General features: G+C 65.3%; 7 protein-coding genes. 1 reads left to right on the forward strand and 6 read right to left on the reverse strand.

What is annotated here, in order from left to right:
- Positions 1-62 precede the first annotated feature (62 nt).
- On the forward strand, positions 63-1,616 hold the full coding sequence (locus NG898_RS16090) for a cryptochrome/photolyase family protein (protein ID WP_252693353.1): 1,554 nt from the start codon (positions 63-65) through the stop codon (positions 1,614-1,616).
- Positions 1,617-1,686: 70 nt separating this feature from the next.
- Here the strand turns inward: NG898_RS16090 and NG898_RS16095 are convergent, their stop codons facing one another.
- From NG898_RS16095 to NG898_RS16120, 6 genes are all read right to left on the reverse strand, one after another.
- The gene (locus NG898_RS16095; RefSeq protein WP_252693354.1) at positions 1,687-7,728 is read right to left on the reverse strand and encodes an Hpt domain-containing protein; all 6,042 of its coding nucleotides are present in this window, start codon (positions 7,726-7,728) and stop codon (positions 1,687-1,689) included.
- A gap of 96 nt (positions 7,729-7,824) precedes the next feature.
- Complete coding sequence (locus NG898_RS16100; protein WP_252693355.1) at positions 7,825-10,062, reverse strand: methyl-accepting chemotaxis protein; 2,238 nt, start codon at positions 10,060-10,062, stop codon at positions 7,825-7,827.
- Between the two features lie 250 nt (positions 10,063-10,312).
- Positions 10,313-10,858: a chemotaxis protein CheW gene (locus NG898_RS16105; RefSeq protein WP_252693356.1), complete on the reverse strand. Its 546-nt coding sequence runs from the start codon at positions 10,856-10,858 to the stop codon at positions 10,313-10,315.
- Positions 10,859-10,936: 78 nt separating this feature from the next.
- On the reverse strand, positions 10,937-11,305 hold the full coding sequence (locus NG898_RS16110; RefSeq protein WP_004629647.1) for a response regulator: 369 nt from the start codon (positions 11,303-11,305) through the stop codon (positions 10,937-10,939).
- A gap of 30 nt (positions 11,306-11,335) precedes the next feature.
- Positions 11,336-11,833 carry a response regulator gene (locus NG898_RS16115; protein WP_045204650.1) on the reverse strand — a complete coding sequence of 166 codons (498 nt, stop codon included), beginning with the start codon at positions 11,831-11,833 and terminating at the stop codon, positions 11,336-11,338.
- A 292-nt stretch (positions 11,834-12,125) separates the two neighbouring features.
- Positions 12,126-12,308 (reverse strand): rubredoxin, encoded by a 183-nt coding sequence (locus tag NG898_RS16120; protein WP_003261842.1) that lies wholly within the window; start codon positions 12,306-12,308, stop codon positions 12,126-12,128.
- Positions 12,309-12,496: the final 188 nt, after the last annotated feature.

Consider the following 12,496-nt stretch of genomic DNA (forward strand, 5'->3'; position numbering starts at 1 on the left):
GACAAAAAGGGGCGATTTTTGCGATACGCTCGGCCGGTATAAAGAGCAACCGATTCCATCCGATGCCCTCCACCGCCCCAAGCCGCCAGCCGTACAACATCGGAGCGCACTTCCAGCGAGGCCTAGTGTGGTTCCGGCGCGATCTGCGGCACTTCGACCACGCGGCGCTGCATTATGCCTTGCGCCACTGCCGCGAGGTCTATTGCGTGTTCGTATTCGACCGCGACATCCTCGACGCGCTGCTCGCGCGCGGGCTCAAGGCCGACCGCCGCATCGAGTTCATCCGCGCGTCCATCGAGGAACTGCGCAGCGCGTTGCGCGAGGCCGGCGGCGACCTCATCGTCGTACATGATCACCCGCGCCAGGCGATTCCGGAGATCGCGCGCCAGCTCAACGTCGAAGCCGTCTTCGCCAACCATGACGAAGAACCTTCTGCGCAGGCCCGCGATGAAGCGGTGCGCAAAGTGCTGGCCCAGCAGCCGTGCGCCTGGTTCGACTTCAAGGATCAGGTGATCTTCGAGCGCGACGAAATCCTGAACGGGCAAGGCAAACCGTACGGCGTTTTCACGCCTTACAAGAACGCGTGGCTGGCAGCGTTGACACCGTTCGACTTGCGCGCGTATCCGACTGAGCCTTACCTAGGTGCGCTGGCCAAGCCGCCGCAGGCGCTTTCGCACGCGACGCCAGCGTTGGAAGCGATGGGCTTCGCACGCACCAATCTGTCGGAGATCGCCCTGCCCACTGGCATGTCGGGCGGCCAGGCCTTGCTCGACGAGTTTGAAGAGCGCATGGACGACTACCATGCGCGCCGCGACTTTCCCGCCGTGCGCGGACCCAGCTATCTGTCAACGCACCTGCGCTTTGGCACCGTGTCGATCCGCACGCTCGCAGCGCGCGCGCATGCCGCCATGCTGCGCGGCAGTCGGGGCGCGACGACGTGGCTGTCGGAGTTGGTCTGGCGCGACTTCTATTTCATGATCCTGCATCACCGCCCTGACTTGGCAGACGGCGCCGCGTTCCATCCGGAATTCGACCGCATCCGCTGGGTAGACGGAGACACCGGCGATGCGCGCTTCGAAGCGTGGAAGGCCGCCCGCACCGGTTATCCGCTCGTGGACGCAGCCATGCTGCAGATCTTCCAGAGCGGCTACATGCACAACCGCCTGCGCATGGTGGCGGCGAGCTTTCTCATCAAGGACCTCGGCATCGACTGGCGACGCGGCGAGCAGTATTTTGCCAACGTGCTCAACGATTTCGACTTCTCCGCCAACAACGGCGGCTGGCAATGGGCTGCCTCCAGCGGGTGCGACGCGCAACCGTGGTTCCGCATCTTCAACCCGGTCACGCAATCGGAGAAGTTCGACCCGCAAGGCCGCTTCATCCGCAAGTACCTGCCGCAATTGGCGAACCTGCCCGACAAGTACATTCACGCGCCATGGACGGCGCCGGCCAATGTGCTGAAGGAAGCAGGCGTCGCGTTGGGCGAGACGTATCCCTTGCCCATCGTCGACCACGCGGCCGCGCGCGCTGCGACGCTCGACCGCTATGCCGTCACCAAGGCGCATCGCACATCGGGCGCCGAGGCGGCGGCACTGAGCAGGATCAACGACGATTGAGAATCGCCACGCACCAAAGACAACGGGCCGGTAGAACACCGGCCCGTTGTTGTTTATGCGAGGCGTGTCGTCAGCCTGCGTTGGCCGCGGGCGCACGCTCGCCGATGAGGTTGCGCAGATGCTGCAGCAACTCCTCTTCGTTGTACGGCTTGCCCAGGTAGACGTTCACGCCGATCTCCGCGGCGTAGCGGCGGTGTTTGTCCGCCGTACGCGAGGTGATCATGATGATCGGCGTGGCGCCGATGCGTTCGTCCGCACGCACGTTGCGCGTGAGGTCGAAGCCGTCCATGTGCGGCATTTCGATGTCGACGAGCATCGCGTCGGGCGTGATCTCCTGCAACTGACGCAGCGCATCCACACCGTCGCGTGCGAGCACGGCCTGGTAGCCGGAGCGCGTAAGTAGACGCTGCGTGACCTTGCGCACCGTGAGCGAATCGTCGACCACCATGACGATCGGCTGTGTAGCCAGGCCCGGCACAGCATCGGTGCTGCCGTCGCGGTGCAGCTCGGCCACGGCGCCCGTCGCTTCCTGATCGGACATGCCACGTGCGGCAGCTTCACGCTCAAAGCGCTGCGTGAGCACCACGGGGTTGTAGATCAGCACGATCTCGCCGTCGCCCAGCGTGGTCGCACCGGCAATCCCTTCCAGACGCGCAAGGTGCGGGCCGATGTGTTTGACCACCACTTCGCGGTTGCCGATCACTTCGTCGACGTGCACGGCGGCGCGCTCGGCGCCGTTGCGCACCACCACGGCCGGCGAGTACTTGCGCCCGCCCGTGACGGACTTCGCCTCTTCAAGCAGCGCGCCAAAGTAGTGGAACGGCACGGGGCCCGTCGGCAATTGCAGTGCAGCCGCGTTGTACGCCTCGGCCAGCGCCTGCGGACGCAGTTGCTGCACGTGGTCGATCATGCCCGACGGAATCGCATACACGCGCTCGCTCACACGCACCAGCAGCACCTGCGTAATGGCGGTCGTCAGCGGCAAGTGGATAGTGAAACGCGTGCCGACTTCCGGCGTGGTCTGCAGCGAGATCCGGCCGCCCAGGGCGACGGTTTCAGCACGCACCACGTCCATGCCCACGCCACGGCCTGCCAGCTCGGACACTTGGTCGGCAGTAGAGAAGCCCGGCGTGAAGATCATCTCGGTGAGGCGCGCGTCGCTGGCTTCCTCATCCGGCGCCAGAAGCTGGCGCTCCAGTGCCCGGGCGCGAATGCGGTCGAGGTTCAGTCCGGCGCCGTCGTCCACGAAATGCAGCACGACTTCGTTGCCTTCCTGCTGCACTTCCAGCGTGAGCTCGCCCGCCGGATTCTTGCCCTTGGCGCGACGCTCGTCGGCGGATTCAATGCCGTGTGCGACGGCGTTGCGGATCATGTGTTCGAGCGGGCCGCCCATGCGGTCCAGCACGCTGCGATCCAGTTCCACCGTACCGCCCTTGATGAACAGCCGGACTTCCTTGCCGGTTTCCGACGCCGCCTGGCGGGCCACGCGATACAGACGATCGGCCACGGTATCGAACTGCACCATGCGCGCGCGCATCAGGCTGCGCTGCAGGCCGCGCGTGAGGCGTGCCTGCGTTTCCAGATCGAGCGACGCCTGATCGAAACCGCGGAACAAGTTCTGCTGCACCGTCGCCACGTCATTGACTGACTCGGCCATCATCCGCGTGAGTTCCTGCAAGCGCGTGAATCGGTCGAACTCCAGCGGATCGAACGATTCATCGTGTGCAGCCGCATCGGCAATGCGCGACTCCATCTGCGTTTCGGCCTGGATTTCGATCTCGCGCACCTGCGAGCGCAAACGCGCCACGTTGTCGTTCAGTTCCGACAGATAGGTCTTGAGCGCATCGACTTCCGACTCCAGACGGGCCCGCGCGGCACCGACTTCACCCGCATCGTTGATAAGCGAGTCAAGCGCACGCGCCTGCACGCGCACCATCGCGCGTTGGCGTTCGGCGACTTCCAGGGCTTCTGCTTCAGGGCTGCGCGCGCCGGTCAGATCGACGTTCGTCGAGACTGCAACAGCCGGCAGCATCGATGTACCGGACGATGTCTGCGCGTCGGCTGCCGTCTGCGGCGCCTCGGTAGCATCGGCAAGGCCAGCATCGAGCGGCAGCAGATTGCCCGCGCCCAGCGCATCGACGTGCGCCTGAATGCGGTCAAACCAGACGTAGAGCTTGCGGAACAGCGCGTCGTCCACGCGGTTCTGGCGCAAGCCGCCTTCAATGGCGCTTTCCATTTCGTGCGCGGCCTGACCCAGCGTCATGGCGCCGGCCATGCGCGCACTGCCCTTGACCGTGTGCAGGTTACGCAGCAGCAGGCCGGCGGCATTGCGGTCCTGCGGCGCGGCTTCCCATGCACGCAGGTGCTGGCCCAGCTCGGGCAGCGCGACGTGCGCTTCTTCCAGGAAGATTTCCAGCAGCGCCGGATCGAGCGCGTCGGCCGGTGCTGAGCGGACAAGCTCACCCACGGCCGGCTCGGCAACCGGCGACTCGTGCACAGGCACCAGCGACGGCACGAACGTCGGCGTGATCTCCGCCGGCTCAAACTCGGGTTCGCCGGCCAAGCCAGCGGTTTCGTTCTCGGCCTGTTCGGCTTCGGTAAAGGCTGCGGGCGCCGGCTCCAGCGGCAGGCGCGGACGCACGAGCAGACGCTCGCACAGTTCGTCCAGGCTGCGACGCATCGCCTCGTCAGATTCCGGCCAGAGGCTGGCGGCAAATTGATGCAGCATGCCGCGCATGCGCTCGATGGATTGATCAAGCAGGCGGAAGTCGCCCGGATGCATCGCCACCGGGCGGCTGTTCAGATTCAGCAGCACTTGCTCCAGCGCCCCAGCCAACTGGCGCACTGGCTCCAGTTCGACCACGGCGGAGCTGCCTTGCAGCGTGTGCGCGGCGCGCAGTGCCAGCTCACTCGGCGGCGTGCGGCCTTCGTGGCGCCACTCAGAGAAATCCACGCCCAGGCGGCGGATCAGATCGTCGGCTTCCTGCAGGTAGACGTTGTACAGCGCCACGCTGATGCGGACCGGACCAATCTCCTTCACGCCGTCGTCGTGCGGTGCTTCCTCCGGCTCGCCGGTCTGCGCGAACGGGAACGGGATCACCTTGGCATCGGCGTCAGCAGCAACCGGTTCAGCGGCGGCTTCCTGATGAGCCTCTTCGACGTGCTCTGCAACCGGCTCGACTGCCTCATGCTCGACCACCGGTGCGGTGGCCTCGGGCATCGGCGCCTCGACTTCGGGCAGCGGGGGTTCGTCATCCCACGTGAGCGCGACGGCTTCTTCAGCTTCTGCAACGGGCACATCCGGCGCAGCCAGCTCCATCGGCTGCACCGCGTCGACGTCGTGCGATGCGGTTTCTGCAGCCGGTGCTTCAGGCGTTTGCGGCTCAACGTGTTCGGGAGCTGCCTGCGCTTCGGGCACGGCCTCCAGCCACACGAACGGACCGCCATGGCGCACACGCTCTGCAGCGGCAACCAGCGGTTCGATAGCGTGATCGGCTTGGGGCGATTGCGCGATGGCGGCAGCCCACGTCGACAGCTCGGACTCGGCGCGCGCCAGCAGAGCGGCCAGGTCATGTGTCGGCACGCGGCTCTCGGCCAGCCAGACATTCATCACCTGCTCGATGGCCCAGGCAGCTTCGCCATAGCGCGTGAGGCCGACCATGCGGCCCGAGCCCTTGAGCGTGTGGAACGCGCGGCGCAGTTGCGTGAGCAAGTCCAGGTCGGAGCCGGCAGCCAGGCCGCCCGTGCCCATATCGGCGGCAGCCTGCAGGCCATGCAGATCGGCTCGGACGCCAGCCAGCACTTCTTCGGCTTCAGACAGGAAGATGTCGAGCAGCTCGGCATCAATGGATTGGGTATCCCGCACGGCACCAAGTGCAGGTGCAGCGGCAGCAGCGGGCACCGCAGCCGGAGCGGCCAATGCGGCCTGCATGCGCTCAAGCGCGCCGGCACTGCCAATCTGCCATGCGTCGAACTGGGCCAGCGCCTCTTCCAGGCGACGCCGGCGAGCCGGATCGTCGTCGATGGCGGCGGCGTCGCGTGCTTCTTGCAGCGCGGTACGCAACTCGGCGGCCAGCGGGTCGGTCGGGTCGACTGGCTGCTTGGCCAGCAGGCGATCAAGCAGCGATTGCAGCGGCGATGCAGCATCGGCATTGGCCACGCCTGCGCCGGCGAGCGTTTCGGATTGCGGCTCGCGGCGGTTCAGCATGCCGGATTCGGCATCGAAGGCGAACTCCCGCCATGCGGTTTCGCGCTCGGTCGGCGTCAACTGGCCTTCGATGACGATCTCGTCGACCTGGCCGCCGGTCAGTTCCGTGCCGGCAGACAGTGCGTCCAGCAGGGCTTGCAGGCCGCTGACGTTGGCGGCCAGCGCAGCCAGGTAACGTTCGCGATCGGCAGTAGCACCCTCGCCCGCAGCGTGCAGCGCGTTGATGGTCGATTGCGCGGCTTCGGTAGCGTGGACGGCCTCATAGGCGTCGAGTGCGGCAAAGGCAGTCTGCATCTCGCCGAACAGGCGGGCAGCTTCTTGCAGCCCACCGCTTTCTTCACCCTCGCGCTCGAAAGCATCGAGGTGCGTTTCGGCAGAAGCCAGCAGCGTTTGCAGTGCGCGAACCTGCTCGGTGCGCGCGCGGCGTTGCACCGCTTCTTCGGCCAGCAGCGTGAGCCATGCGGGTGCCGGTACGGCGTGGCCGTCTTGCGTGGCGCGGGCGTGTTCGGCCAGCTCACTGCAGCGGGCGGCAAACCACGCGCTGCGCAAGTCGCCAGATTCGCCATGCAGCGCCCACGGGCGGGCCAGCATGCGCGAGAGGAACTGCAGCGTGGGGGCAACGTCCTGTCCAGCGGCTTCGGTCAGGCGGTTCGACAAGTCAGTCAGAGCCGGCTGACCCAGCGCGTCGGCATGCAGCGCGAGCGTCTGCAGTGCAGCATCAAGTTCGTCCGCTGCAGGCTCTGATTGTTGGCTGAGCGTTTCGAGCGAGCGGCCAACGCGTTGCAGCGTGTCGCTGGCGTCCGCCGGCAGCAGCGCGTAATACTGGCGCGTGTGCAGTGCGCCAGCGGGCGCGTGCGTGGGCGGAATCGCGAAGGCCTGCACACAGGCCATGATGTCCGGGCCGAGCGTGTCGTCGCCCACCGGCGCCGCGGGCGCGTTGCTGTAGGCCATGCCGGCCAGCAGATACAGCGCGTCGGTCAGCAGGCCTTGCGGCAGGTGGACGTTGTTGTGCGAGTACTGGCGCAGCAGCAGGTTGACGCGTGCCGCCAAGCGCTTGGCGGTCATGTCGGCCGGCACCAGACCGGCACGCAAGGCGCCAAACGTCAGGGCCAGCACGAGCCACAGATCGCGCTGCAGATCGTCCCCGGCGCGGCGCGGTTCGCGCTCTAGCGCGCGAATGCCATGCAGCAGGTCTTCCAGCGGGGCGTAGGCTGCAGCTGCTGCGGACGGATCCACCTGCGCACCATCGGCGTTGGATGCCGGTGCCCGCAGCGCCGTCAGCAACGCGAGTTCGAACTTGCGGCGCAGGCGTGCCAGCCCCGGCAGATCGCGCGAGGGCAGCAGCAGGGCCGGCAGATGGCGCAGCTCATCGGCCCACAGGTCAGCCGGGTGGACGCGCTCTTCGCCCAGGCGGGCGAGCACGGCTTGATACGGTTGGAACAGGCGCAGCGGCTCTTCTGCCATACCGGCCATCAGGTCGGCCACGTATTCCTGCAGCGCCTGCACGGCGCGCGAGAACACGTCCAGCGTCTGCGCGTCGGCAGCTACGGTGCCGGCATCGACGGCTTCGAGCAGGCGCTTGGCGGCCTGGCAATACACGTCGACACCACGCAGGCCGACGATCAGCAGTGCACCGGCAGCCTGGTGCAGATACTGGCCGGCCAAGCGCAGCGACGTCGTATCGCGCGCCCCGATGACTTCCGGATTGGCGATGACATCGGCTGCGTATTCGCCGAACTCGCGCACGGCGTCGTCCAGCGCAGCGCGCATGTTGGGCGCGACCCACGCCAGCGCGGAAAGGTCACGCGCCGGCACGGCAGACTTCGAGCGCACCGCGGGGGCGCCAGCCACCTCGAGCGAGGCAAGATGGGACTGGGCGGGCTCGGCGGCAGATTGATGACGCATGTGTGCTTCCAAAAAGCAGGTGGCGGTTGCCGCAGTTGCCTGGGTGACCCCTTCGGCGCTCCCGCCCGAAATCCAGTGACGGCGTCGTTACGCGAATCAGGCGATGCGGAACCGCGCCACCGAGTCACGCAGTTCTTCAGCAAGCTGCGTGAGCTGGCGCACCGACTGCGCGGTCTGGCGTGTACCCGTCGACGTCTGTTCCGTGATGTGCAGGATCTGTTCGATGTTCTGCGCAACGTCCGAAGCCAGCGTCGCTTCGTGCGACGTCGTCTGCGAAATGCTCTCAATCAGTTCGGCAAGCTGGCGCGACACGCGGCCGATCTCCACCAGTGCGGTACCGGCGTTATCGGACAGCTTCGCCCCTTCCACCACGCCCGCCGTGCTGCGCTCCATGGCGTGCACCGCGTCTTGCGTGTCGGTCTGAATCGTGCGGATCAGCGCGCCAATCTGCTTGGCTGCCTCGGCCGAACGTTCTGCCAGGCGCTGCACTTCCTCTGCCACCACCGAGAAGCCGCGGCCGGCTTCACCAGCCGATGCTGCCTGGATGGCAGCGTTCAGTGCCAGCACGTTGGTCTGCTCGGTAATGTCCGAGATCAGCTCCACGATTTCACCGATCTCCTGCGACGATTCGCCCAGGCGCTTGATCCGCTTCGAGGTTTCCTGAATCTGGTCACGGATGTCGTTCATGCCCGTGATGGCGTTCTGCACGGCCTGCTGGCCTTGCTCTGCAGCGGCCAGCGAGGCGCGTGCAACGTTGGCCGATTCAGCAGCGCCGCGCGAGACCTGCGTAATGCGGTCGGCCATCTCCACCACCGACTGCCCGGTCTGGCGAATCTGGCGGGACTGTTCTTCGGATGCGGCCACCAGGCTTTCCGACGTGGTCTGCACTGCCGACGATGCCTGCGTCACCTGCTCGGCCGTCTGTTGCACCCGGCCGACCAGCTCGCGCAGTTCTTCCACGGTGTAGTTCACCGAGTCGGCAATGGCGCCGGTAATGTCTTCCGACACGGTGGCCTGCTTGGTCAAGTCACCGTCTGCAATGTCCTGCAGTTCGTTCATCAGACGCAGAATTGCGGCCTGGGTGGAATCGTTGTTGCGCTTTTCCACCATCCGGCGTTCTTCAGCTTCACGCTGACGGGCTTCTGCTTCCATCGTACGCACGCGCGAATCGCGCAGGTACAGGGCGGCCAGGCCGGCCAGGCAGACCACGGTCAGGATGGCCGACAGCACCACCGCACCGAGCGTCACCGGACGGCTGCGCACGCTGCCGGCATAGGCCGACTGCAGATCCGACAGGTCGGCACGCAGCTTTTCGTTGTCGTTGAAGATCTGCTGCTGGGCGCGCTTGGCGGCAATCAGGCCCGGCAGGTTTTCAAGAATGATCTGCGTGGTCTTCTGCACGTTGTCGAAGCGGGTCGACAGCTCTTGCAGATAGCCCTTCGTCTCGGCATCGGTGGCGGCCGACAGGCGCAGCGCTTCCGAGCCGTTGAGCAGGCCGTTCAGGGTTTCGCGGAAGGTGTTTGTGTCCTTACCGAGCAGGAACGCCGTTTCCGGGTTCACGCCTTCGCCGGCCAGGAACTCGTTCATGTTCTTACCCAGACGCTGCGTCAACATCACCAGCTGCGACGAGGCGGCCACTTCACGGGCCGGCGCGTTGGTCTGCAGCTTCATCGACGAGATCTGCTCGGCTTCTTCCAGCAATTCGGGGTTCGACGCGTTGAACACGTTCAGCGTCTTACCCACCGCCACCAGCGTCTTTTCCTGCGCCAAGATGGCCTGGGCGCTCTTGTCGCTGCGCTTCCACTCTTCGATCGACTTGTCGAGCAGCGCTTCGGCCTCGCCACCCGAGGCACGCACGCCGCGCTCGGAGTTGCCGTTCTTCAGCGCGTCGAGGTTCTCCTGCAGGCGCGCGCGGCTTTCCTTGAGCTGTGCGAATGCGTTGGTGTTACCCAGCAGCGCCACCGGCACTGCCTTGGCCAGACGCTGCGAGTGCATCAGCGTGTCACCCGCAATTTCAATCTGCACCGAACCGTTGTTGGCCTGGCGGTTATCCAGGTACACCGAGATCAGCAGGGCCAGCAGACCGACCACGAGGCCGATCGTGAAGACACGCTGCTGCGCAGCAAACGGCACGCGCTCCATCCAGCCGACCACGGCATCCATGGGCGAGCGGCCCAGTTGCGTGGGCGGGCCAGCGGGATTGCCCTCATCCGTATGGGGCGCATTGTCCAACTGCGCCAACTGCACGGAAGCCGCCGACGCGCCCTCCACTGCAACCTCCGGCGCCCCTGCCTCTGCGGCACGGCGACCTGCGTTGAACCACTTGAACCCCATAGGACCCTCTTGTTTTGTCGATGCTGCCGTCTCGTTCTATCGAGATCAGCCGCATGGATTTCCCGTCCGCGTCCGCGCCTTGTTCCACCCGGCGTGGTACGCACCTTCGGCAGTGCCCGTCGAATACATCTGGCGCGCCCTGTTGCGCGCGCCACGCACCGCCTCTTGCCCCTGCACACCCCGCTCCCGTAGCGGCATGCTCAATCTTTCTTGTTTGCTCTAAGGCTCTACGGCCTGATTCCCAATCGCTTTATGTGCGGCTACGGCCGACCTGCAGGAACGCCGGATCGGCCAGCAATTGCCGCACATCCAGTTCACGCCACTGTGTGCCGTGCACGTCGCGCCAGGCGCGGCCCAACCAAGGACGCCCCTCTTCCACGGTGGCTTCGGCGGGCTGCAGATCGCTCAGGCTGCGCAGTCCCGCCACACGCGGCACGACGATCGCGCACGCACGCTGCGGGTCTTTGGACAGCACCACGATCTTGGCGCCGCTGCCGCTGCCCGTCGGCGCTTCACCGCAGAACAGGCCGAAATCGATCACACCAAGCAAGTTGCCGCGCGCGTTCACGAGACCGAGGTACCACGGCTGCGTGAGCGGCACGCGTGCAGGCGGCTGGTAGTCCAGCACTTCGCCGGTTTCGGTCAGCGACAGAAGCCAGTGGTGCTCGCCGATCTGCACGCCCAGAAAGCCTTCCGTCGACGACTTGGCGCGCGCCTCTTGGAGGCGGCGGGCCAGCATCGCCTGGTATTCATGCAGGCGCTGGCGGGAGGTCAGGTTGGTGCGCTGTTCGTTCACGTCTGGCTCATGTCCTGTGCTGTACGCCATGTCAGGCGTTGCGCGCGGTTGGATAACGATTGGCCGACTGCCGCAGGTTTACTGCGCCAGCTTGGCGATCTTCTCGAGCAGCTCTTCGGCCTTGACCGGCTTGACGATGTAGTCCGATGCGCCCTGGCGCATGCCCCACACACGGTCGGTCTCCAGACCCTTGGTCGTGCACATGATCACGGGGATGCCCTGGAAGCGCTCGTCCTTCTTGATGGCGCGGGTCGCCTGGTAGCCGTTCTGGCCCGGCATCACCACGTCCATCAGGATCAGGTCGAAGGTTTCAGCTTCGAGCTTGGTCATGGCCTGCTCGCTATCGGCAGCGACCGTCACCTTGAAACCGTTCTTGCCGAGGATCTCCGACAGGTGCAGCGCTTCGGTCGGAGAATCATCGACCACCAACACTTTCTTGATTGCCATACAAACAGTCCTTCGTTAAGAGAGATGCCATCACTGCGCGGCAGCTGGCGCCACCGGCAAATGCGTCTGGACCGCCTCCAGCAGCGCTTCCTTCGAGAACGGCTTGGCAAGGTGGTCAACCGCCCCGACCGACTTGCCCCGCGCACGGTCGAAAATTCCGTCGCGCGAAGACAGCATGATCACAGGCGTGGCATGAAACTTTGGGCTTTTCTTGATCAGCGAGCAGGTCTGGTAGCCGTCCAGATTCGGCATCAGGATGTCGCAGAATACGAGATCGGGCTTCAGGTCACCCACCTTGGCCAGTGCGTCGAAGCCGTCTTCGGCCAGCATGACCTGGCACCCGGCTTGGGTGAGAAAAATCTGCGCGGTACGGCGGATGGTGCTGGAATCGTCGATCACCAGCACCTTGCAGCCTGTCAGGGAATGCGCCAGCGGAGAGTTCGCCAGCGGTTGAGAGTCAGCCAGTTGTTCCACCCGCGCGGATTGCATCATGTTCTCGCAGTGCGCGACCACGGGTCGCCACGACATTCTGACCGGATGGATCGCGGCAAATCGCCGCGCAGCGTGCCCTCCAAACGGAAAGGGCCCACGCTGGCGACGACTTCAAAACTACGCCCCCCGGCCCGCTTATGAAGTGTGAAGCTCAGAATTTGACGAAGTGTGACAAGTCACCTATTCGCCGTCAATGGCGCCGGCGGTCCGCCGAGCGCTTGTGGCATGGAAGCGACGAGCCGATTCATCGAACCGTCATTTCCTGATACTTGGCTGTCAGCAAGAGGGCAAACACTCACTTGCTGACGGGAGACAGGTCAGATCCGGATCAGATCTGCACCATTTCAAAGTCTTCCTTGCGCGCGCCGCATTCCGGGCACGTCCAGTTGATGGGCACGTCTTCCCACTTCGTGCCGGGCGCAATGCCGTCGTCCGGGGCGCCTTGTTCTTCGTCGTAGATCCAGCCGCAAATCAGGCACATCCACGTCTTGTATTCAATCTGTTGTTCCATAGGGCAAAGCTTCGGTGGGTTCCGTCTATTAAAATGGCAGGCCAGATGGTACCGAATCACGCCCGGGTGCGCCAGAACAGGCGCCGGGCAGACGCGGTGTTTGACTGCATCCAACCCGGATCTGCGGCAAACCACCGCATAATCGCCTTGAACAGCCTTTAAACCGTGCCGCAGCGCCGCTCTGCTCG

The organism is Ralstonia mojiangensis, assembly GCF_023955645.1.
GTDB lineage: Bacteria > Pseudomonadota > Gammaproteobacteria > Burkholderiales > Burkholderiaceae > Ralstonia > Ralstonia mojiangensis.

Excerpts from the sequence above, each read along its gene's own strand:
- NG898_RS16090 (WP_252693353.1), top strand. The coding sequence starts at position 63 with ATGCCCTCCACCGCCCCAAGCCGCCAGCCGTACAACATCGGAGCGCAC.
- NG898_RS16095 (WP_252693354.1), bottom strand. The coding sequence starts at position 7,728 with ATGCGTCATCAATCTGCCGCCGAGCCCGCCCAGTCCCATCTTGCCTCG.
- NG898_RS16100 (WP_252693355.1), bottom strand. The coding sequence starts at position 10,062 with ATGGGGTTCAAGTGGTTCAACGCAGGTCGCCGTGCCGCAGAGGCAGGG.
- NG898_RS16110 (WP_004629647.1), bottom strand. The coding sequence starts at position 11,305 with ATGGCAATCAAGAAAGTGTTGGTGGTCGATGATTCTCCGACCGAAGCG.
- NG898_RS16115 (WP_045204650.1), bottom strand. The coding sequence starts at position 11,833 with ATGTCGTGGCGACCCGTGGTCGCGCACTGCGAGAACATGATGCAATCC.
- NG898_RS16120 (WP_003261842.1), bottom strand. The coding sequence starts at position 12,308 with ATGGAACAACAGATTGAATACAAGACGTGGATGTGCCTGATTTGCGGC.